Below are 20,959 nucleotides of genomic sequence, written 5' to 3' on the forward strand. Positions count from 1 at the left end.
GACTCTGCCGATGCCGGGGCGCAATGCATTGCGCCACTACGCTATGTGCGTTATTTCCGGGGCATTTAACGGCGTCACTTCACACTCCGGATGAGCCTGGATGCGCGCCAGCGCTTCGGCGTAGGAGGGCATGGAATTGGCCGCGCCGGAACGCTCGACGCACAGCGAGGCAAACGCCGCCGCAAACAGCGCCGCCTGCGGTAACGCATCGCCGGACGCCAGGCGCGCCGCCAGTGCGCCGTTGAAGGCATCGCCGGCACCGGTGGTGTCGAGCGGCTGGGCAGGAAACAGCGGAATACGCAGCTGCTGCTCCGCGCTGGAAAGCAGGGCGCCCGCGGTGCCAAGCGTAATAATCACCTGACGCGCGCCCTTGCGGTGCAGCACTTCGGCGGCGCGCTGCGCGCTGGCGAAATCGATCACTTTTACTCCGCTCAGCTGCATCGCTTCGGTGCTGTTGGGCGTTAACAGATCCACCTTCGCCAGCAGCGCATCGCTGACTTTCTGCCACGGTGCCGGATTCAGAATGACAAACGTGCCGCCGGCACGCGCGTTGTCGATCATGCGCTGAATGGCGCTGAGGTTGTTCTCCAGCTGCACCAGCAGAATATCGGCGGCAGCCACGGTGGGCTGACAGCGCGCCACTTCGGCCGCGGTCACGGTGGTATTTGCGCCGGGATAGACCGATATCATGTTCTCGGCATCATCGCCCGCCACGTAAATCAGCGCGTTGCCGGTGGGTTTCTCTTTACAGGTGAACAGCGTAATGGCATCGAAACCTGTCTTCTCCAGATGGCGGCGGGCAAACGTGCCAAAATCGTCATTACCCACCTTACCGATATAGTGCACGCGCGCCCCGGCGCGCAGCGCGGCGGTGGCCTGGTTGGCCCCTTTGCCTCCGGGCCCCATCATGCTGTTGTGCGCCGTGAGCGATTCGCCCGGCAGGGGGAAACGGTTCATCACCGCGACCACGTCGAGGTTGAACGAGCCAAACACACACACTTTTCCTTTCATTGCGCGCTCCTGAACAGCCGTTCTGCGGCGAGGCAGGCGCCGCGACAGCCGGTGTGATCGGTGGATTGACTGAAGATGATTTTCAAACCATCCCGCGTGGCCGGCGGCCGTAAATGCTGCTGAATCTGGCTGCGCAGCTGCGCCAGCGGGAAATCTGCCATCGCCAGCACGCCGCCGCCCAGAATCAGGTACTCCGGATCGAGAATGTTCATCTCGGTGGCGATCAGCTGCGCCAGACGCTGCACAAACGCCTGCAGCGCCGGGTCAGAACCGTGATGGGTAAACAGCGCCGACATCGGCGTTTGCGCCGCATTGGCCTGCGCCCAGTGGCTTAACCAGTGGCCGGAGGTCACGGTTTCCGCGCAGCCGAGGTTGCCGCACGGGCAGGGCAGCGCGTTACCGGCCACCGGCACGTGGCCGAGTTCACCGGCTCCGCCATGTTGACCATGGTAGAAGCGGCCGTTGATCCACAGGCTGTTGCCCATGCCGGTGCCAGGATACAGACCTACCGCATTTTCCGGCAGCTGCTCCAGCTGCATTAAATCCCACAGCATCAGATGGTTAACGTCTTTATCCATCGCCACCGGCACGCCCAGTCGTTCACTCAGCAGCGCCGCTACCGGCTGGTGATCGAGCGCCTGAATGAACGGCAGTGAAATTACCTGCTGGCGATCGCGGCTGAGAATGCCCGGCAGGCCGAGCATCACACCGCTGACCGGCTGCTGCTCCAGCGTTTCCGCAATCAGCTGCCCCAGTGCGGCCAGCGCATCGGGCTGCTGCGCCCAGCTGGCGGTGGGCACTTTACGAAAGCTGCTCCAGACGCGGCCCGCCTCCATCAACTGCAGACGGGTGCCGGTGCCGCCAATGTCGATACCGAGCCAGCGTGTTGTCATGCCGACACCTGCGCCAGGCCCTGCGCTTCATCAATGCTCTCACGCATCATGTTCCACGCGGTGGCAAGGTCTTCGTGAATGTTAAACAGGCCGGAAGTACCGACAATCAGCACTTCGGCACCGGCACCGACCAGCGTGTTGTAGGTGCGCGTATTACAGGAACCGTCAATCTCAATCAGGTAGCGGTGGCCGTGCGCCTGTTTCAGCGCCTTCAGCTCCTGCACCTTCTGCACCATCTCCGGAATAAACGGCTGACCGGCATAGCCCGGGTCCACCGTCATCACGGTGATTTTATCCAGCAGATGAATGTAATGATGGATAAAGGAGACCGGCGTGGCCGGGTTGAGCACCACGCCCACTTTTTTGCCGTAGCTGCGAATCAGGTTAATCACGCGGAACGCATCACGATTGATAGTTTCAGCGTGCGGACAAATGTAATCTGCGCCGGCGTTGGCTACCGCTTCAATAAAGTCGGTCGGCTCTTCCACCATCAGATGCACATCGATCGCCACTTTGGTATGCGGGCGGATCTGCTCAATAAAGAACGGCGACAGGGTGATGTTTTTAACGTAGTGACCGTCCATGATGTCGATGTGCAGGAAGTCAGCGCGGGAGTCCAGCACGGCCAGCTGGTGCTTGATCTCCATCAGATTCATACACATCAACGACGGGGAGACTTGAATACGCATCATACTTCCTTTTTTTCGGTCAGAGGATTAAGCGCCGCGGCCAGCTTGCTGAGCCTGACGGCACGGTGATCGTTAAAACGCGCTTTGAGTTGTTTGAAGGCCAGCACCACTACCAGCACGGCACCCCACATCGCCAGGCTGACGTGCTGGCTGATGTTCATCAGGTTGAAGCCGGTGGAGAGCACCTGCAGCGCAATCAGCGCCAGCACCACACCGGTCACGCGGCCAAAACCGCCGTTGGGATCGGTGCCGCCGAGAATGATGGCCAGCACGGTCAGCAGCAGGTAGGCATCGCCGTAACCCATGCGCGCCGAGTTAAAGCGCGCCATCATGATCAGGCCGGCCAGCACGCAGAGCAGGCTGGAGATGACGTACACCAGCATCACCATGCGGTGGGTATTGATGCCGCTGAACCAGGTGGCGTTGATGTTGCTGCCGCCCATGTAGATGCATTTGCCGGCGCGGGTTTTGCCGAGGAATAGCGCCAGCAGCGCGGCGGCAACCAGGAATACCCACAGCGGCAGCGGCATGCCCAGCAGCGTGTCTGAGCCGAGCGACTGCACCACCGGCGGCATACCGCTCACCGCCGCACCTTTGGTCAGCCAGATGCCGATGCCGTTGAGCGTCATCATGGTGGCCAGCGTCACCAGAATCGGGTGTGCGCCGATGCGCGTTACCATCACGCCGGTGATTACGCCAATCACGGCGGCAATCACCATCGCGCCGACGATAGCGATAAACAGCCACAGCAGCTGCTGACCGGTACCGGCATCCGCGGGCAGTGCGCTCATCAGGGTCCAGGCGATGAACAGCGCCGTCAGGTTGGCGGTGGCGATGATGGCGAGATTCAGGCCGCCGCTGAGGATGGCGATAAACATCGCCAGCGTTAACAGGCCGAGCTCCGGCAGCTGAAACGCCATGCTCATAAAGGTCGAATCAGTGAGAAAGCGGCCCGGCAGCATGACGCTGAAGGTGGCCAGCGCCAGCGCAATCAACAGCATCAGGCCGATGTTGGTGCCGTCCGGCCGCAGCGCAGAGAGAGATTTCATGGTGATGGCTCCTCCCGTCAGACGAAACTGACGTCGGTTTCTTTACGTTTTTTGTAGTGGGTGACGGCAATCGCCACCATAATCGTGCCGCCGACCACAATGTTCATGAAGTAGTTGGAGACGCCGATCAGATTGAGGCCGTTTTTCAGGATGGCGATCAGGAATACGCCCATCAGCGTGCCGCTGACCGTGCCTTTGCCGCCCATCAGGCTGGCACCGCCCAGCACCGTCGCAGCCAGCACATCCAGCTCACCGCCGACCAGCGCGTTCGGCACTACTTCACCCATGCGGTACACCTGCACCAGCCCGCCAATCGCTGCCATCGCCCCGAGCCAGCCGTAGGCAAACACGTGAATCAATCCCACGCGGATGCCAATACGCCGCGCCGATTCCGCATCGCCGCCCACCGCATACAGCTGACGGCCCAGATTGGTTTTGTTGAGCAGCAGCGCGGTGAGGGCGGCAATCACCAGCATGATCGCCAGCGGTAAGCCAATCTGAAAACTGTTGCCCTGTACGCTAAACGGCAGCACGCTGCGCAGGGTGATCCACCAGTCCGGCAGCGAGTAGAGGCTTTTGCCGCCGGTAACCCACATCAGCAGACCAAACAGCAGCGACTGCATGCTGATGGTGATGATGATCGACACCACGCGCAGCGAGGTGATCAGCAGGGCGTTGATCACGCCAAACAGCGTGCCACAGACGATAGCCAGCAGAATGCTGAGCAGCGCGTTATCAAACTGGAACTGCACAAACAGCGAGGCGATCAGGTATTGCACCACCGACGCCACGGCGGCGAAGGAGATATCGATACCGCCGGTTACCAGCACCACAAACAGGCCGAGGGCGAAAATGCCGGTAACGGCGTAGCTTTCCGCCAGATCCAGCAGGTTCTGCACCGTCAGGAACTGATCGCTGGTCAGCGAGAAGAACACCATGAAAGCCAGCAGCACCCAGGCGAGCCAGCCCTGGCTGGAGTGCGGACGTAAACGAGAGAAATCAGGCATTAATCACCTCCGCCAGCTGTTCCTGCGCCACGGTATCGGGTTGGTATTCGGCATGGATGGTGCCGTCGCGGAAGTGCAGGATGCGGTCGCAGTTGTACCAGACCTCCGGCACTTCGTCGGAAATCAGGATGATCGACAGTCCCTCTTTCGCCAGCTCGTGGATCAGCTGATAGATGCTGGCCTTGGCGCCGACATCCACGCCGACGGTCGGCGAGTCGAGGATCAGAATGCGCGGCTGGGTCAGCACCCATTTCGCCAGCACGATTTTTTGCTGGTTGCCGCCGGACAGGGTAGAGATCGCCAGGTTAGGATCGGCCACGCGCACGCCGAGCTGCTGAATCCACTGCAGGATCAGCTTGTTCTTGCGGTATTCGTCGATCAGGTGAAAACGGTTTTGCAGCTTATCAAGGATCGGCAGCACCATGTTGTCGGCCACCGACTGCTGCTGCACCAGGCCGAGCGTCAGACGATCTTCCGAAACGTAGCCGATGCCGGCTTTGATGGCGTCTTCGTGCCCGCGAAAACGCACCGGTTTGCTGTCGAGCCAGATTTTGCCGCTATCCGGTTTGGTCATGCCAAACAGCGACAGCGCCAGTTCGGTGCGGCCGGAGCCGAGCAGGCCGCACAGGCCCAGCACTTCACCGGCGTAGAGTTTGAAATTGACGTCATGATACTGACCGGCGCGCGTCAGCTTCTCCACTTCGAGAATCGCCCGATCGGCGTTGCGCGTTGGCGCTTTTAACTGGTAGTCGAGCTTCAGGCCGGTCATCAGTTCGGTCAGGTGATGCGGCGTCATCTCTCTGGCTGGCCAGCAGCCCATCTTGCGACCGTCGCGGATTACCGTCACGCGATCCGAAATCTCCAGCACTTCATCCAGCCGGTGACTGACAAACACCACACAGATGTTTTTGTCTTTCAGATAGCGCACGGTGCGCAGCAGCTGATTGACCTCGGTACGCGTCAGCGACGCGGTGGGTTCGTCCATGATCACCAGTCGTGCATCGGCCACCAGCGCGCGGCAAATCGCCACCTGCTGGCGCTGGGCAATCGACAGCGCGGCGACTTTCTCATTCAGATCGAGATCGAATTTCAGCTCATCAATAATGCCGCGCGCGGTGTCGCGCAGCCGGGCCTGACGGTGCCAGCCGAGCAACCCGTTGAGGTTATGCTCAAAGGCGATGTTCTCCGCCACGCTCAAATTGGGAAACAGCGACAGATCCTGGTAAATCACCTGGATACCGAAGTCGCGCGCCTGACGGGTGGTCAGACGCGGGAAACTCTGCCCGTCGCCGAGGGTGATGCGGCTGCCACTGTCCGGGGCGTGCACCCCGGAAATGACTTTAATTAAGGTGCTCTTGCCACAGCCGTTGGTGCCAGCGAGACAGTGCACTTCGCCGGCCAGCAGGGTCAGCGAGATATCGCTCAGTGCGCGGTTGCCACCAAATGTTTTCGACAGGTTGTCGAGCGCAATCAGCGTCTGTGGAGTGACCTCTTGCATGTTACAGCCCCATTTTCACCAGTTTTGGCAGGTTCTCTTTATCGAGACTTTCGGTGTTGTTACCGAGAATGGTGTGCGTCGCCTCATCCACCTTCACTTTGCCCAGCCCTTCAATGGTCATGCCGTCGGTGATCGGCTCTTTTTTCTCCATCATGTCGGCGATACGCACAAATACTTCACCGGCGGTCTGCGGATTCCAGATATAGCCGCCCTTGATAGCACCGCGCTGTACCAGCGACGCGCCCTGGCCCGGGCTGAAGGCACCGATGACGCACACCTGATCGATCTTGTTGCGGTTCATGACCGCGCGGCCGGCGCCAATCGGTCCCTGAGAACCAAAGGCCATAATGCCTTTCAGATCCGGGTATTTAGACATCAGCTCGTTGGTGGTGCGGATGGAGTCATCCAGCGATTCGCCGACGCCGAACTTGTCGGTCACCAGCTGCATCTTCGGATAGTGCTGTTTCTGGTAGTTGAGCGCGGCGTCGGTCCACTCCTGATGCAGTGGCACCGTCAGGCTGCCGACATACATGGCGTATTTGCCTTCTTCATGCATGCATTTCGCCAGCGCTTTCATATGGTTGATGCCGTGGGTTGGCGCATCGACCAGCTCGAAATCCCAGTTGGCATCTTTCTGGCCGGGCGATTCGTGAGTAATCACCATGATCCCGGCTTCACGCGCGCGCTTCAGCACTGGCTCAAGCACTTTCGGGTCGTTTGGCACCACGCCGATGATATCGACCTTCTGCGCAATCAAATCTTCAATCGCGCGCACCTGCAGCGCCGGGTCAGCGGCGGTTGGCCCGACCATCCACGCATCGATGCCGCGTTTTGCTGCTTCACTTTTGATGCCCGCTTCCATGGCGTTGAACCACGGAATACCGCCAATTTTTACCACGATGCCCATGCGGATTTTGTCAGCGGCCTGCGCGCCAGCGGCGGCAAACAGGGCAAGCAGAGAACAGGCGATAAGATGTTTTTTCATAAAGACTCCGGATTAATTTTTTATTAGCTGCATCGAATGGCTGCGTTGCGAGCAATCAATAATATTGACGCCGTTCCACGCCAGTTCTTGTTCCAGCTCTTTGTCTTTTAATTGGTCAGTGATGAGAAAATCCACATCGCGGTAGTGACAAATACGCGCGAATGAGGGGCGCAGAAATTTACTGCCGTCCAGCAGCAGATGTTTTCTTTCTGCCGCTAACAACATTTGCTGTTTTAAATGTGCGTTGTTTTCGTTACCTTCGCGTAAATAACCGTCATTGCCCAAACTGCTGCAGGAAAAAAAGATCTTATTGATCTGAAATTCCCGTAGCGGCTGCTCTGCGACGACGCCGTGGAAATCTTCATAACGGTCAGAATATTCTCCACCCAGGCAGATGGTGCGGATACTGCCGCGCGCTGCAAGGGTCTGGATGATTCTGATAGAATTGGTTAACACCGTTAATTCAATATCCGGTAGCTGTCGTGCCAGATACCAGCAGGTGGTACTACTGTCGAGTAATAAACAATCACCGGGGCTGATAAAATCGAGTGCCCGTTTGGCTATTGCCATCTTGGCCTCGACGTTTTCATTCATGCGCTGGCGAAAAGATAATTCATACTCGTTAATACCGCGTGTATTTCCCTGAATGTTGGCGGCCTGTCGTTTGGCTGGTACTGCACCACCGTGACTGCGCTGTAATACGCCACGTTTCTCCAGCTGCGTTAAATCACGACGAATGGTTTCCTGCGAAACCTGACACAGCGTGACTAATTCAGCGACAATGACCCGACCATTTAAATTAAGCTCGTCAATAATTCGCTGCTGTCTTTCAATCGGCAACATGACTTCCCTCCGATGGCTATAAATTACTGGATGCCGGAATGTGAAAATGTGGGCTGGGCACGAGTCCGCAGCGACCAACTGGCCCGGCGACATTAAGGTGATTTTCATTGAATTTTTTATGTAAATGAGATCTCTTTATTTCAAATTTGAGTGATCGCATTCACATAAATGCGCGTTATTACGCGAGGGAATGAGAGAGGCCGTGCACAGCGTTAACGCTCTGCCAGCACCATAGCATGACCGCTTATGACCGTTTGTGTGTATTTGACCGTTTTGTGAAGGGGGTAAAAATTGTCCGACGAATCCGATTGAGCAGAAATCAGCCGCACCGGATGATGGAGCTGTTGCGCTATTCCACCCAGCTCGCCCATAAGGCGACGGCTTTTTCAGCAGTTAACTTCGCTTTTCAGGCCACTTCACAGTTTCGGCCTGATGACCGCGCATGCATTGCGCTATCATTTTCTTTCCAGGAATCGGGGATCGTTTTTTTTCATGTCGTATTGGATGAAGTCGCTGCTTTTATTGCCCTTTCTGCTGATCGCCAGCGTACAGGCCGAGCCGCTGCAAAAGTCGTTTTCCGACTGGCAGATCACCTGCAACAACGCGGCGTTCTGCGTGGCACGCAGTTTTCCTGGCGATAATGGCCTGGTGATGACGATTTCGCGTCACGCCGGGGTCAACGATCGGCCGCTGCTGCGCATTGATTACGGCAGCGCCTACAGCGGTGCATTGCCGGGCGCGGCGCTTAAAGACAACCTGCTGCTCGACCAGCGCCGCCTCAATCCGGACCTCAAACACTGGACGGTGGAGCCGCATCATCTGGCCACCAGCAACGCCATCGCCATCGACGAATTTCTCGCCCAGACGCTGGATGCCAGCAATTTACAGCTCACCTATAAAGCCAGCGCCAGTATTCCGCTGCGCGGTATGAAAGCGGCGCTACTGCTGATGGATGACGTGCAGGGGCGGGTTAACGGTGCCAGCGCCTGGGTAAAGCGCGGTGATCGCGTCCAGTGGGATGTGCCACCGCCGCCCTCAATTCCACAGCTGCCGGCACCAATGCCCGCACCCGCGCCGCTGACGCAGCAGGAAACCACCGGCCTGATCGATTACGGAACCTGGCGCGTCAATACCGATAACTGCTCGCTCGATCCGCTGCGGCGGGAAGTCAGCGTTGCGCCACTCACCGACAGCAAAGCGCTGCTGCTGATAAGCTGCGAAACCGGTGCCTACAACGTGATCGATCTGGCATTTGAAGTCACGCGCAGCCAGCCGTATGTATCACGCGGCATCACGCTCAACCTGCCGTTTACCCCGCCGTCGCGCACTGATAATCAGCTGGAGCTGGTGAACGCCGAGTTCGATGCCAGTAACGGCCAGCTGTATACCTTCAGTAAAGGGCGCGGTCTGGGCGACTGCGGTGTGGCCACACGCTGGCAGTTTGATGGTAATGCTTTCGTGCTGGCGGAGTATGCGGAGGAGAAGACCTGTGATGCCTGGCATAGTAGTGATGACTGGCCCACCCTCTGGGTGACTCAGTAATCCCCGTCATCCTTCGCACTGCAGGGGCGTTGGCTGCGGCTGCTCACCCCGGTCACTTACCTGAGTAAGCTCCCGGGGATGCCCATCCTTGCCGCCTTCCTGCAGCACGAATGATTTAGGGGAGGGTTCGCAGCAAGAAATCACTAGCTGTTGGTCAAAGGCTTAGCGAATATTGCCGATCATCATCGGTGATCCCGTCTGGTTGCCCACCAGCTCAGCCAGCATGTTGTTGACGCCATCGCTCATCGGGGTGAAGCGGGTCAGCGGCGAGCGCGTCACGACCACAAATACGCCGACGTTGTGCTGTGGCACCATCGCCATGTAGGTGATGAAGCCGCCGCCGCCGCCGGTTTTCTGAATGATGCCCGGATGGCCCGCCTTCGGTGCCATGTAAACCCAGCCCATACCCAGCGCGTCGGCGCGTCCCGGTACATCCATGCCTTCCACTTTGGTCAGCTGGTCGCGGCGGTAAATCAGCGTTTGCAGCCGATCAATCTGCGGCGTGCGGTGAGAGACTGCCGAGTTGAGGAACTGCTGCATCCAGCGTCCCATATCGTCCGGCGTGGAATACACGCCGCCGCTGCCGATGGCTGCCAGCGTGTTATTGCACGGGCTGGCCCCTTTTTCGGCAATCATAAGGCGCTGACACTGGTCCGGTGATGGCGTGAAGGTGGTGTCCTTCATGCCGAGCGGACGCGTCACCAGCTGCTGCAGTAGTGCCGGATAAGGCATACCGGCGGCTTTAGCCAGCGCGTCGCCCAGCAGATCGAAGGCGAGGTTGGAGTAAGCCGCCTGCGTGCCTGGCGCGGCTTTTAGCTGCGCGCCACGCAGCCACTGCCAGCGATCCGCTTTGGTTGGCCAGACAAACACCGGACGATGCGGTTTGCCGCCCGGCTGCTCGCGCGGCAGGCTGCTGGTGTGGGTGGCGAGATTGATCAGCCGAATCGGCTGGCCGTTGTAAGTCGGTACCCGGGCGCCCGGCGGCGCGTATTTGCTCAGCGGATCGTCAAGGCGAATCTGGCCGCGCTCGGCCATCTTCACCATCACTTCGCTGGTCATCAGTTTGCTCAGCGAGGCGATACGGATCAGTGAGTCCTGCTGTGGACGCACATTATTGCCGGGACGGGTTTCGCCAAAGCTGGCGAACACGCGCTGGTTACCGTCAATTGCCACCAGCGCCATGCCGGTCGCACCGCTGCCGTAAAAGATGTGTTCGGCATAGCGATCAACAATCTGCGAGGCCAGCAGCGGATCGGGCGATACCTGCGCCGCGCTGGTAAAGGGCAGCACGGCAACCATTAAGGCCAGTAAAAAAGGAGTACGTTTTTTCAACGGGAAAGCGTCCGCTATAGGAATCGGAGGAAAACCTATAGTAATCAGTTTGCGCAAAGCGGGAAGGGGGCGGGGCGGATTTTTTTCTGTATCAGGCTGTGAAATAAAACGGCCCTCTCCTGGCAGCGGGAAAGGGCCAGACACTCAGGCAGGTTTAAGCAGCGATTCGGCGTGGCTCACCACGTTCTCGACGGTAAAGCCAAAGGCCGGGAACAGCTTGCCGGCTGGCGCCGATTCACCGAAGGTGGTCATGCCGACAATTTTGCCGTCGATGCCGACGTATTTGTACCAGTAGTCGGCAATACCGGCTTCAACCGCCACGCGCGCGCGCACGGTGGAAGGCAGCACCGATTCACGATAGGCCACGTCCTGTTTATCAAACACGTCAGTGCTCGGCAGCGACACCACGCGCACCTTGTGGCCGTCGGCGCTGAGTTTCGCTTCGGCGCCCAGCGTGATCTCCACTTCGGAACCGGTGGCAATCAGGATGACGTCCGGCGTGCCGTCACAATCCTTGAGGATGTAGCCACCGCGCGCGATGTTCTCTACCTGTTGCGCGCTGCGCTCCGGCTGCAGCAGGTTCTGACGCGACAGAATTAGCGCGGTCGGACCGTGATGGCGCTCAATCGCCGCTTTCCACGCTACGGCGGTCTCGACCTGATCGCACGGTCGCCAGGTACTGAAGTTTGGCGTCACGCGCAGGCTGGCCAGCTGTTCAACCGGCTGGTGCGTCGGGCCATCTTCGCCCAGACCAATTGAGTCGTGGGTGTAGACCATAATCTGGCGCGCTTTCATCAGGGCGGCCATGCGCGCTGCGTTACGCGCGTATTCCACGAACATCAGGAAGGTGGCGGTATAAGGCACAAAGCCACCGTGATGCGCGATACCGTTGGCAATGGCCGTCATGCCAAATTCGCGTACGCCGTAATGAATGTAGTTACCGGCGTGATCCTCTTTGATCGGCTTCGAACCGGACCAGATGGTGAGGTTGCTGGGCGCGAGGTCGGCGGAACCGCCGAGGAACTCCGGCAGCAGTTTACCGAAAGCTTCCAGCGTGTTCTGTGAGGCTTTGCGGCTGGCGATCTTCTGCGGGTTAGCCTGCAGATCGCGGATAAACTGGCTGGTTTTGCTTTCCCAGTCAGCCGGCATTTCGCCCTTCAGGCGGCGGCTGAATTCGTCCGCCAGCTGCGGATGCGCCTGCTGATAAGCCGTGAACTTCTCTTCCCAGGATTTCTCCTGCGCGGCCCCGGCTTCTCTGGCATCCCACTGCTGATAAATATCCTGCGGGATTTCGAACGGACCGTAGTTCCAGCCGAGCTGTTTACGCGTCAGCGCCACTTCCTCTTCGCCCAGTGCGGCCCCGTGCGACTCCTCTTTGCCGGCTTTGTTTGGCGAGCCAAAGCCGATCACCGTGCGGCAGATGATCAACGAAGGCTTGTCGGTGACGCTTTGCGCTTCTTTGATGGCCGCCGCGATGGCGTCCGGATCGTGGCCGTCGATGCCTTCGGCGCTGCCCACCACGTGCCAGTTATAAGCTTCAAAACGCTTGTGAGTGTCGTCGGTAAACCAGCCTTCGGTTTCGCCGTCGATGGAGATACCGTTGTGATCGTAGAAGCCAATCAGTTTGCCGAGGCCCAGCGTGCCGGCCAGCGAACAGACTTCGTGCGAGATGCCTTCCATCAGACAGCCGTCGCCCATAAACACATAGGTAAAGTGATCGACGATATCATGGCCCGGCTGGTTAAACTGGGCCGCCAGCGTGCGCTCGGCAATCGCCAGACCGACAGCGTTGGCCAGCCCCTGGCCGAGCGGGCCGGTGGTGGTTTCAACGCCCGGCGTGTAGCCAATTTCCGGGTGGCCCGGCGTTTTTGAGTGCAGCTGGCGGAAGTTTTTCAGCTCTTCCAGCGGCAGATCATAGCCGGTGAGATGCAGCAGGCTATACAGCAGCATCGAGCCATGCCCGTTAGACAGAATGAAGCGATCGCGATCCGCCCAGGCCGGGTTGGTCGGGTTGTGCTTCAGGAAGTCGCGCCACAGCACTTCGGCGATATCAGCCATGCCCATCGGCATACCTGGGTGGCCGGAATTTGCTTTCTGTACCGCATCCATGCTCAGGGCGCGGATCGCGTTAGCCAACTCTCTGCGTGAAGACATAGGGTTCTCCCTTGTAATTGGGCAAAAGCCGACGGGCCGCAACCCGTCCGGCAGAAGGTGAGTTCAGGGTTACAGGCGGGCGGCCAGCACGTCTTCCAGCTTCTGCTGGTCGACGGCAAACTGGCGGATACCGTCGGACAGTTTCTCCACCGCCATCGCATCCTGGTTATGCTCCCAGCGGAACTCCGCTTCGGAGAGCGGTGCCGGCTGGTGGAAGCCCTCGGTTGATGGCTCCAGTTTGCGCTCCACCGGTGCTTCGCTATTGGCCAGCTCTTCCAGCAGGTTCGGGGAGATGGTCAGGCGATCGCAGCCGGCCAGCGCCACAATCTGCTCCACTTTACGGAAGCTGGCACCCATGATGACGGTGTTGTAACGGTGCTTTTTGTAGTAGTCGTAAATACGACGCACCGATTTAACGCCCGGGTCTTCGTCGACCACATACGGGTCGAGCGGTTTGCGCGTGTTGTACCAGTCGTAGATTCGGCCGACAAACGGCGAAATCAGGAATACGCCGGCTTCGGCACAGGCGCGCGCCTGGGCGAAGGAGAACAGCAGCGTCAGGTTACAGTTGATGCCGTTCTTCTCCAGCTCTTCCGCCGCTTTGATGCCTTCCCAGGTGGACGCCAGTTTGATCAGAATACGTGAGCGGTCGATGCCGTTCTCTTCATACAGGCGGACCAGCTTCTCCGCTTTGGTCACACACATGCCACGATCGAAAGAGAGGCGCGCATCCACTTCGGTCGAAACACGGCCCGGTACGCTTTTCAGAATTTCCATACCGAGGTTGATCGCCACTTTATCGCTGGCGTTGATGATTTGCGTCTCTTTGCTGCCGCCCTGTTTTTTCGCGTACTCAATGGCGTCATCAATCAGGTGTTTGTAAGCGTCGAGGCCGGCAGCTTTGAGGATCAGGGATGGGTTAGTGGTGGCATCTTCCGGATGGTAATGGCGAATGGATTCGATATCGCCGCTGTCCGCCACCACGGTGGTGAACTGTTTTAATGCATCTAGCTGGTTCATCGCTTAACTCCTTGATTAGCAATAATGTGGGCAAAACAGGCACCCGGGCAGTCATCGTCTTAGGTGCGCCCTTATCGGGGAAGGGAGGTTCCACACAGTGCAACAGACGCCAGATGAAGAAAATGCGTTTTCTCTGATTGTGACGTCGGGGCGCTTTTCTGTCAGTCAGGCCTGCCTGATCGGTTCAGCTCCGCGTTTTGCCACCCTTAAGCATAGCAGGCTGTCCCAAAGCCGCAGGCGAAGCCGTGGCAATCCGTGCCGTGGCGACTGTGCGTTCTTTGAGCGCCTTCACCCTCTTTTGCGCTGCGCGTTCTTATACTGAGGGCTTTTCAGCCGTGCAAAAGGATGTCTGATGGACGATCAACTGAAGCAAAGCGCGCTCGATTTTCACCAATATCCCACCCCCGGAAAAATTCAGGTGTCACCCACCAAGCCGCTGGCGACGCAGCGCGATCTGGCGCTGGCCTATTCGCCCGGCGTGGCGGCGCCCTGCCTGGAAATTGCGGCCGATCCGCTGGCAGCGCACAAATACACCGCGCGCGGCAACCTGGTGGCGGTGATCTCCAACGGCACGGCGGTGCTGGGGCTCGGCAATATCGGTGCGCTGGCCGGTAAGCCGGTGATGGAAGGCAAGGGCGTGCTGTTCAAAAAGTTTGCCGGCATTGATGTGTTCGACATCGAAATCGACGAGCACGACCCGGATAAGCTGATTGAGGTGATCGCCGCGCTGGAACCGACGTTCGGCGGCATCAACCTTGAGGACATTAAAGCGCCGGAGTGTTTTTACATTGAGCAGCAGCTGCGGCAGCGCATGCAGATTCCGGTGTTTCATGACGATCAGCACGGCACCGCCATCATCTGTACCGCGGCAGTGCTTAACGGCCTGAGCATCGTGAATAAGGCGATTGCCGACGTGCGGCTGGTGGTGTCGGGTGCTGGCGCGTCAGCCATTGCCTGCCTCAATCTGCTGGTGGCGCTTGGCATGCAGCAGAAAAATATCGTGGTGTGTGATTCGAAAGGCGTGATTTACCGCGATCGCGAAGCGGATATGACGCCGACCAAAGCCGCCTATGCCGTGGAAGATAGCGGGGCACGCACGCTGGATGAGGTGATTGGCGGCGCGGATATTTTTCTCGGCTGCTCCGGTCCGAAAGCGCTGACGCCAGAGATGGTGCAGAAGATGGCACCAAATCCGCTGATTCTGGCGCTGGCCAATCCGGAGCCGGAGATCATGCCGCCGCTGGCGAAGCAGGTGCGGCCGGATGCGATTATCTGTACCGGGCGCTCGGATTTCCCTAATCAGGTGAATAACGTGCTGTGCTTCCCGTTCATCTTCCGCGGCGCGCTGGACGTCGGTGCCACCGCCATCAACGAAGAGATGAAGCTGGCGGCGGTGCATGCGATTGCCGCCCTGGCGCAGGCGGAACAGAGCGACGTGGTGGCGTCCGCTTACGACGATCAGGATCTGAGCTTTGGCCCGGAATACCTGATTCCCAAACCGTTCGATCCGCGTTTGATTGTGCAGATAGCCCCGGCCGTCGCCAGAGCGGCGATGGATTCCGGCGTGGCGACGCGACCAATTGCTGACTTTGACGCCTACCGCGAGCAGCTCACCGAGTTCGTGTATAAAACCAATCTGTTCATGAAGCCGATCTTCTCGCAGGCGCGCAAAGCGCCGCAGCGCGTGGTGCTGGCGGAAGGCGAAGAGGTGCGGGTGCTGCACGCCACTCAGGAGCTGGTGTCGCTCGGGCTGGCGAAGCCGATCCTGATTGGCCGTCCCAACGTGATTGCCATGCGTTTGCAGAAGCAGGGGCTGAAAATCGAGGCCGGGCGTGATTTTGAGATCGTGAACAACGAGTCCGATCCGCGCTTTAAGGAGTACTGGAATGAATATTATCAGCTGATGAAGCGGCGCGGCGTTACGCCGGAAACCGCCCAGCGCGCGGTGATTGGCAATCCCACGCTGATCGGCGCCATCATGGTGCATCGCGGCGAAGCGGACGCGATGATTTGCGGTACCATCGGCGACTACCGCGAACATTATGACGTGGTGGAGAAGGTGTTTGGCTTCCGCGATGACGTCAAGGTCGCCGGGGCGATGAACGCGCTGCTGCTGCCGAGCGGCAACACATTTATTGCCGATACCTATGTGAATGAGGATCCCAGCGCTGAGCAGCTGGCGGATATCACGCTGCTGGCGGCAGAAACCGTGCGGCGTTTCGGCATCGAGCCGCGCGTGGCGCTGCTGTCGCACTCCAGTTTTGGCACTTCGAACGCACCCGGCGCGCGGAAGATGCGCGAGGCGCTGGCGCTGATTCAGCAGCGAGCGCCGGAACTGGAAATTGATGGCGAGATGCACGGCGATGCAGCGCTGGTGGAGAGTATTCGTCGCGAGCTGATGCCGGACAGCCCGCTGAAAGGTACCGCTAATCTGCTGATCATGCCGAACGTTGAGGCCGCACGCATCAGCTACAACCTGCTGCGCGTGTCCTGTTCGGAAGGGGTGACGGTGGGGCCGGTGCTGATGGGCATCCGCAAGCCGGTGCATGTGCTGACGCGCATCGCCTCGGTGCGGCGCATTGTTAACATGGTGGCGCTGGCGGTGGTGGAGGCGCAGACCGAGCCGTTGTGACCGGCAAGCTGGCCTGATACCCGGTCGCCCTGAAGGGCGACCCCACGGGGGCGCGTTTTATCGGGTTATTCCGCAGGGTGCGCATGAATGCGCACCTGGCTTATTTTTCCAGCCCCAGCCAATCCTGCACCGGCAGAAAATCGCGGGTCAGCGCGGCTTCCGGGGAGTCGTCAGCGGGTTGATAATCATATTCCCAGCGCACCAGCGGCGGCATCGACATCAGAATCGATTCGGTGCGACCGCCGGTCTGCAGACCGAACAGCGTGCCGCGATCCCACACCAGATTGAACTCAACGTAGCGGCCACGGCGGTAAAGCTGGAACTGACGCTCGCGTTCGCCCCACGCCAGTTCTTTGCGCTTTGCCACAATCGGCTGGTAGGCCTGCATGAAACCGTTGCCGACCGCCTGCATGAAATCAAAGCAGTGGTCAAAATCCGGCGTATTCAAATCATCAAAAAACAGGCCGCCAATGCCGCGCTGCTCGTTGCGGTGTTTCAGGTAGAAATAGTCGTCACACCACTTTTTGTAGCGCGCATAGACGTCGTCGCCAAACGGCTGGCAAAGATCGAACGCGGTCTGATGCCAGTGCCGGGCATCTTCTGTGAAACCGTAATAAGGGGTGAGATCGAAACCGCCACCAAACCACCAGACCGGATCGGCGCCCGGCTTTTCGGCAATGAAAAAGCGCACGTTGGCGTGGCTGGTTGGCACATACGGATTTTCCGGGTGTACCACCAGCGACACGCCCATCGCTTCGAAGCTGCGGCCCGCCAGCTCCGGGCGGTGCGCGGTGGCTGAGGCGGGCATCTGCTCGCCATACACATGGGAGAAATTAACCCCAGCCTGCTCGAACACCTTGCCATTACGCAGCACGCGGCTGCGTCCGCCGCCGCCGCCGGGGCGTTGCCAGGTGTCTTCGGCAAAGCTGGCGCTGCCGTCTTCCGCCGCCAGACCGGCGCAAATATCATCCTGCAGCGCCAGCAGATAGGCTTTGACGCGCGAAATATCGGGATTGCTCATGGCTCACTCATTGCAAAAATTTGCCGCGATTCTAGCACAAAACGCTATCAGGCCTGGCGACGATCGTACTCATCAAAGTAATTGACGATACCGTCAGCAATCGCCCGGGCAATTTTCTGGCGAAACGCCGTGGTGCCCAACAGCTGTTCTTCACGCGGGTTGGTGATAAACGAGGTTTCCACCAGCACCGACGGAATGGACGGGGATTTTAACACTGCGAACGCCGCCTGCTCGGTGTGCTGGCTGTGCAGGTGATGCACCGGACGAATCTGGTCCAGCACGTGTTTACCCAGCGTCAGGCTGTTGCGAATGGTATCGGTCTGCACCAGGTCGAACAGGATCTGGTTAAGGTAATTATCTTTTTCCTGTACCGCCGCGCCGCCCACTTTATCGGCATCGTTTTCGCGCTGCGACATATAGCGCGCCATGGCGCTGCTGGCACCGCGATTGGAGAGGGCAAACACTGATGCCCCGTTGGCTTCCGGGCTGGTGTAGCCGTCGGCGTGAATCGACATAAACAGGTTGGCGCCGTGCTGATGCGCAATCTCCACGCGCTGGTAGAGCGGAATGAAGTGGTCGCTGTCGCGCGTCAGCCGCACTTCCACCTTCGGATGGTTCTGCAGCAGTGTGCGCACGGTGTTGGCGATCTCCAGTACGATGTGCTTCTCTTCTGAGCCTTCCTGACCCACCGCGCCAGAATCAATGCCGCCGTGACCGGGATCGATCATCACAATGCGCTTGCCGCTGGTGGCCGGTTTCGGCGGTGTATGGCGTGCGCTGACGGGCACTGCCGCGCGCGTTTCCTGCGCCTGAACGGCGCGCGGCGACAGCACCGCCAGCGCCAGGCCGGAGAGGATCAGCTGGCGGCGATTAGTCAGGCGCCGCAGCAGTGAAATCTTGTTCATTAACATGTCCCTGAGAGTAAACCTGCCCCGTGTTATAGCCTAAGCGCCGTCCGGCGGCGACTGCCGAACCATTTCAGGACATTACTTTGTATTTCAGGCCGCGAATCGCTATTTAGCCGTTTTTTTCAGCCGTTGCGCCCTGCGAGGGTTGCGCCTGGCAAAGAATGCGTGATAATCAGCGAATTGTGCCTCATTGCAGGGTAACGCCGATGGAAATCCGCTCCTTCCGCCAGGAAGATTTTGAAGAAGTCATTACGCTCTGGGAGCGTTGCGATCTGTTACGGCCGTGGAACGATCCGGAACTCGACATCGAACGCAAAATGAACCATGACCCGGAGCTGTTTCTGGTGGCTGAAGTAGGCGGCGAGGTCGTGGGCACGCTGATGGGCGGCTACGATGGTCATCGCGGCTCTGCCTATTATCTGGCGGTGCATCCTGATTATCAGGGCCGGGGATTTGCCAATGCGCTGATGAACAGGCTGGAGAAAAAGCTGATTGCGCGCGGTTGCCCGAAAATCCATCTGATGGTGCGCGAAGAGAACGATCAGGTGGTGGCTTTCTATGAGAAGCTGGATTACGAGCCGGTCGACTCGCTGCTGCTGGGCAAACGCCTGATTGAAGACCGCGAATACTGATTCCACGCGGCGCGCGGCCGGGTTTCTGCCCGCCATGCAGCACCGCGAATAAACTTTTTGCCGGTTTGCGACTCCAACAGGCACGCCAGTCGGCACAAAAGAAAGGAGTTTGCATGAAAGTTGTTCGTCCCGCCCTGCTGGTCAGCGCCCTGGTGCTGGCCGGTTGCGCCAGTTCCGGTTCATCTTCCCCTGCCAGCACCAGCGAAAGTCACTGGTACAATCCGCTCAGCTATCACTGGTCGGCGCTCAATCCGTTCAGCTGGTTTGGCAGTTCGCTCACCGTCACCGAGCAGGGCGTCGCCGGGCTGAACAGCAACACGGCAATGTCGGAGTCCGCCATTAGCGCCGCGCTGAACAATGATTATCAGCTGCGTCAGGGCATGCGCACGCAGAACGGGCAGGTGGTGGATTTCTGGCAGGCGCTGGATGACGGTAAGGTTAAGCTGGTGATCAATGGCCAGCGCAGCGTCGAGCGCATTGAAGTGCTCGATAGCGACGCACGCAGCGCCGACGGCAGTAAAATCGGTGATGCGTTCAGCGATAAATTCAGCAAAGCGTTTGATAACTGCAAAATGGTTGCCGGGCTGGATGTGCGCGATGTTGAGTGCCGCGCGCCGGGTAGTCAGCATATCGCCTATATCTACAGCGGCGAGTGGCACGGTCCGACCGGGCTGATGCCGTCGGACGATACGTTAAAAAGCTGGAAAATCAGTAAGATCGTCTGGCAGCATTAACTGGCGAAAAAATTGCGTTAACGCATCTTCTGCGCAGGGCTTTCCGGTATGATACCGGCGAAAAAACGCCGTTAACTTTTATGCCGGAGAGCATTGTCATGTCTCAGTTTCAGAGCGGGATCCTGCTGGAGCACCGCCGTTTCGCCATTTGGCTGGAAGCCCGCGCCACCGGCGACCTCGCTGCGCTGCGTCAGGGTTGCCACGCCTTTCTGCAACAGCTGGCTGCGCTGCAGCAGCAATTCCCGGACGCCGGTCTTGGTGCGGTCATCGCCTTTGGTGATGCGCTGTGGCGCGATCTGCAGGGCACCGACTCAGCTCCCGAACTCAAAGCTTTCACGCCGCTCGGCAAAGGTGCGGCACCGGCGACCCAGCGCGATCTGTTGATCCATATTCAGTCGCTGCGTCACGACGTGAACTTTTCGCTGGCGCAGGCGGCGCTGACGGCGTTTGCCGGCGCGGTCGCCATTGAAGAAGAGACGCACGGTTTCCGCTGGGTCGAGGATCGCGATCTTTCCGGTTTTGTTGATGGCACCGAAAACCCGCAGGGCGAGGCGCGCCAGCAGGTGGCGATCATTGCTGACGGCCCGGATGCCGGCGGCAGCTACGTGTTTACCCAGCGCTGGGAGCACAATCTGCCGCAGTTCAACCGGCTGGCGATTGATAAGCAGGAAGCGATTATTGGCCGCACCAAACAGGATAATGAAGAGCTGCCGGGCGATCAGCGGCCAGCGACGTCGCACCTGAGCCGCGTGGATTTGAAAGAAGCGGGCAAAGGCCTGAAGATTCTGCGCCAGAGCCTGCCGTACGGCACCGCCAGCGGACGCCACGGTCTCTATTTTATTTCGTACTGCCATCGCCTGTATAACATTGAGCAGCAGCTGCTGAGCATGTTTGGCGAGCGCGACGGCAAGATGGATGCCATGTTACGGTTCACCAAACCGGTGAGCGGCAGCTACTTCTTTGCCCCTTCGCTGACGGCGCTGCAGGCGCTGTCACGTTAATCCATCGC

The 20,959-nt window shown here is 59.0% G+C and carries 19 protein-coding genes; 6 read left to right on the plus strand and 13 right to left on the minus strand.

Translation table 11 applies throughout. The features are described 5' to 3' along the window. Nucleotides 1–36: 36 nt before the first annotated feature. From C1Y42_RS18675 to C1Y42_RS18710, 8 genes are read right to left on the minus strand one after another with little or no spacing between them, the layout of a single operon-like run. The gene (locus C1Y42_RS18675; RefSeq protein WP_104094116.1) at nt 37–1,011 is read right to left on the minus strand and encodes a ribokinase; all 975 of its coding nucleotides are present in this window, start codon (nt 1,009–1,011) and stop codon (nt 37–39) included. Further along, nucleotides 1,008–1,904, minus strand: a complete 897-nt coding sequence (alsK, locus tag C1Y42_RS18680; RefSeq protein WP_104094117.1) for an allose kinase — start codon at nt 1,902–1,904, stop codon at nt 1,008–1,010. The genes C1Y42_RS18675 and alsK overlap by 4 nt, the downstream gene beginning before the upstream one ends. After that, nucleotides 1,901–2,593 carry a D-allulose 6-phosphate 3-epimerase gene (gene alsE, locus C1Y42_RS18685; protein WP_058758340.1) on the minus strand — a complete coding sequence of 231 codons (693 nt, stop codon included), beginning with the start codon at nt 2,591–2,593 and terminating at the stop codon, nt 1,901–1,903. Before alsE ends, alsK begins: the two co-directional genes overlap by 4 nt. Next, nucleotides 2,593–3,642: an ABC transporter permease gene (locus C1Y42_RS18690; protein WP_021508059.1), complete on the minus strand. Its 1,050-nt coding sequence runs from the start codon at nt 3,640–3,642 to the stop codon at nt 2,593–2,595. The genes alsE and C1Y42_RS18690 overlap by 1 nt, the downstream gene beginning before the upstream one ends. Nucleotides 3,643–3,659: 17 nt before the next feature. Beyond that, nucleotides 3,660–4,649 carry an ABC transporter permease gene (locus C1Y42_RS18695; RefSeq protein WP_104094118.1) on the minus strand — a complete coding sequence of 330 codons (990 nt, stop codon included), beginning with the start codon at nt 4,647–4,649 and terminating at the stop codon, nt 3,660–3,662. Further along, nucleotides 4,642–6,147, minus strand: coding sequence for a sugar ABC transporter ATP-binding protein (locus C1Y42_RS18700; protein WP_021508061.1), 1,506 nt, complete (start codon nt 6,145–6,147; stop codon nt 4,642–4,644). Before C1Y42_RS18700 ends, C1Y42_RS18695 begins: the two co-directional genes overlap by 8 nt. Before the next feature lies 1 nt (nt 6,148). Next, entirely contained in the window at nt 6,149–7,132 is a 984-nt protein-coding gene (locus C1Y42_RS18705) for a substrate-binding domain-containing protein (protein ID WP_058758342.1), read from the minus strand. A 12-nt stretch (nt 7,133–7,144) separates the two neighbouring features. Continuing rightward, nucleotides 7,145–7,975, minus strand: coding sequence for a DeoR/GlpR family DNA-binding transcription regulator (locus C1Y42_RS18710; protein ID WP_104094119.1), 831 nt, complete (start codon nt 7,973–7,975; stop codon nt 7,145–7,147). A 236-nt stretch (nt 7,976–8,211) separates the two neighbouring features. Here C1Y42_RS18710 and C1Y42_RS23925 point away from each other — a divergent pair, with 236 nt between their 5' ends. Together C1Y42_RS23925 and C1Y42_RS18715 are read left to right on the plus strand one after the other, a co-directional pair. Continuing rightward, nucleotides 8,212–8,616 (plus strand): hypothetical protein, encoded by a 405-nt coding sequence (locus C1Y42_RS23925; RefSeq protein ID WP_233210737.1) that lies wholly within the window; start codon nt 8,212–8,214, stop codon nt 8,614–8,616. Beyond that, on the plus strand, nt 8,537–9,517 hold the full coding sequence (locus C1Y42_RS18715) for a DUF1176 domain-containing protein (RefSeq protein ID WP_233210740.1): 981 nt from the start codon (nt 8,537–8,539) through the stop codon (nt 9,515–9,517). The genes C1Y42_RS23925 and C1Y42_RS18715 overlap by 80 nt, the downstream gene beginning before the upstream one ends. 162 nt (nt 9,518–9,679) lie before the next feature. Here C1Y42_RS18715 and ampH read toward each other — a convergent pair whose 3' ends face one another. The 3 genes from ampH to tal form a co-directional block, all read right to left on the minus strand. Continuing rightward, a complete protein-coding gene (gene ampH, locus C1Y42_RS18720; RefSeq protein WP_104094120.1) occupies nt 9,680–10,849 on the minus strand; it encodes a D-alanyl-D-alanine-carboxypeptidase/endopeptidase AmpH in 1,170 nt (389 codons plus the stop codon). A gap of 144 nt (nt 10,850–10,993) precedes the next feature. Continuing rightward, a complete protein-coding gene (gene tkt, locus C1Y42_RS18725) occupies nt 10,994–13,003 on the minus strand; it encodes a transketolase (RefSeq protein WP_104094121.1) in 2,010 nt (669 codons plus the stop codon). Nucleotides 13,004–13,072: 69 nt separating this feature from the next. Then, nucleotides 13,073–14,023: a transaldolase gene (gene tal, locus C1Y42_RS18730; protein ID WP_021508067.1), complete on the minus strand. Its 951-nt coding sequence runs from the start codon at nt 14,021–14,023 to the stop codon at nt 13,073–13,075. A gap of 352 nt (nt 14,024–14,375) precedes the next feature. On the opposite strand from tal, the gene maeB reads away from it, so the two are divergent. Then, complete coding sequence (maeB, locus tag C1Y42_RS18735) at nt 14,376–16,655, plus strand: NADP-dependent oxaloacetate-decarboxylating malate dehydrogenase (RefSeq protein ID WP_058775684.1); 2,280 nt, start codon at nt 14,376–14,378, stop codon at nt 16,653–16,655. A gap of 100 nt (nt 16,656–16,755) precedes the next feature. Here maeB and hemF read toward each other — a convergent pair whose 3' ends face one another. Both hemF and amiA read right to left on the minus strand, forming a co-directional pair. Further along, entirely contained in the window at nt 16,756–17,676 is a 921-nt protein-coding gene (gene hemF / locus C1Y42_RS18740) for an oxygen-dependent coproporphyrinogen oxidase (protein WP_021508069.1), read from the minus strand. 47 nt (nt 17,677–17,723) lie between these two features. After that, entirely contained in the window at nt 17,724–18,581 is an 858-nt protein-coding gene (gene amiA / locus C1Y42_RS18745; RefSeq protein ID WP_021508070.1) for an N-acetylmuramoyl-L-alanine amidase AmiA, read from the minus strand. A gap of 209 nt (nt 18,582–18,790) precedes the next feature. Here amiA and C1Y42_RS18750 point away from each other — a divergent pair, with 209 nt between their 5' ends. The 3 genes from C1Y42_RS18750 to C1Y42_RS18760 all read left to right on the plus strand — a co-directional run bounded on the left by C1Y42_RS18750 (nt 18,791) and on the right by C1Y42_RS18760 (nt 20,951). Further along, a complete protein-coding gene (locus tag C1Y42_RS18750) occupies nt 18,791–19,216 on the plus strand; it encodes a GNAT family acetyltransferase (protein WP_021508071.1) in 426 nt (141 codons plus the stop codon). Nucleotides 19,217–19,329: 113 nt separating this feature from the next. After that, a complete protein-coding gene (locus C1Y42_RS18755; protein ID WP_104094122.1) occupies nt 19,330–19,950 on the plus strand; it encodes an RpoE-regulated lipoprotein in 621 nt (206 codons plus the stop codon). A 98-nt stretch (nt 19,951–20,048) separates the two neighbouring features. Beyond that, nucleotides 20,049–20,951 carry a Dyp-type peroxidase gene (locus C1Y42_RS18760; protein ID WP_021508073.1) on the plus strand — a complete coding sequence of 301 codons (903 nt, stop codon included), beginning with the start codon at nt 20,049–20,051 and terminating at the stop codon, nt 20,949–20,951. Nucleotides 20,952–20,959: the final 8 nt, after the last annotated feature.

Origin of the sequence: Pantoea sp. ICBG 985, from assembly GCF_002928365.1 — a bacterium.
In the GTDB taxonomy this organism is placed as follows: domain Bacteria; phylum Pseudomonadota; class Gammaproteobacteria; order Enterobacterales; family Enterobacteriaceae; genus Pantoea; species Pantoea dispersa.

Bases quoted from the DNA above. Each gene is read 5' to 3' on its own strand.
- C1Y42_RS18675 (WP_104094116.1), bottom strand. From the start codon at position 1,011: ATGAAAGGAAAAGTGTGTGTGTTTGGCTCGTTCAACCTCGACGTGGTC.
- alsK (WP_104094117.1), bottom strand. From the start codon at position 1,904: ATGACAACACGCTGGCTCGGTATCGACATTGGCGGCACCGGCACCCGT.
- alsE (WP_058758340.1), bottom strand. From the start codon at position 2,593: ATGCGTATTCAAGTCTCCCCGTCGTTGATGTGTATGAATCTGATGGAG.
- C1Y42_RS18690 (WP_021508059.1), bottom strand. From the start codon at position 3,642: ATGAAATCTCTCTCTGCGCTGCGGCCGGACGGCACCAACATCGGCCTG.
- C1Y42_RS18695 (WP_104094118.1), bottom strand. From the start codon at position 4,649: ATGCCTGATTTCTCTCGTTTACGTCCGCACTCCAGCCAGGGCTGGCTC.
- C1Y42_RS18700 (WP_021508061.1), bottom strand. From the start codon at position 6,147: ATGCAAGAGGTCACTCCACAGACGCTGATTGCGCTCGACAACCTGTCG.
- C1Y42_RS18705 (WP_058758342.1), bottom strand. From the start codon at position 7,132: ATGAAAAAACATCTTATCGCCTGTTCTCTGCTTGCCCTGTTTGCCGCC.
- C1Y42_RS18710 (WP_104094119.1), bottom strand. From the start codon at position 7,975: ATGTTGCCGATTGAAAGACAGCAGCGAATTATTGACGAGCTTAATTTA.
- C1Y42_RS23925 (WP_233210737.1), top strand. From the start codon at position 8,212: ATGACCGCTTATGACCGTTTGTGTGTATTTGACCGTTTTGTGAAGGGG.
- tkt (WP_104094121.1), bottom strand. From the start codon at position 13,003: ATGTCTTCACGCAGAGAGTTGGCTAACGCGATCCGCGCCCTGAGCATG.
- tal (WP_021508067.1), bottom strand. From the start codon at position 14,023: ATGAACCAGCTAGATGCATTAAAACAGTTCACCACCGTGGTGGCGGAC.
- maeB (WP_058775684.1), top strand. From the start codon at position 14,376: ATGGACGATCAACTGAAGCAAAGCGCGCTCGATTTTCACCAATATCCC.
- hemF (WP_021508069.1), bottom strand. From the start codon at position 17,676: ATGAGCAATCCCGATATTTCGCGCGTCAAAGCCTATCTGCTGGCGCTG.
- amiA (WP_021508070.1), bottom strand. From the start codon at position 18,581: ATGAACAAGATTTCACTGCTGCGGCGCCTGACTAATCGCCGCCAGCTG.
- C1Y42_RS18750 (WP_021508071.1), top strand. From the start codon at position 18,791: ATGGAAATCCGCTCCTTCCGCCAGGAAGATTTTGAAGAAGTCATTACG.
- C1Y42_RS18755 (WP_104094122.1), top strand. From the start codon at position 19,330: ATGAAAGTTGTTCGTCCCGCCCTGCTGGTCAGCGCCCTGGTGCTGGCC.
- C1Y42_RS18760 (WP_021508073.1), top strand. From the start codon at position 20,049: ATGTCTCAGTTTCAGAGCGGGATCCTGCTGGAGCACCGCCGTTTCGCC.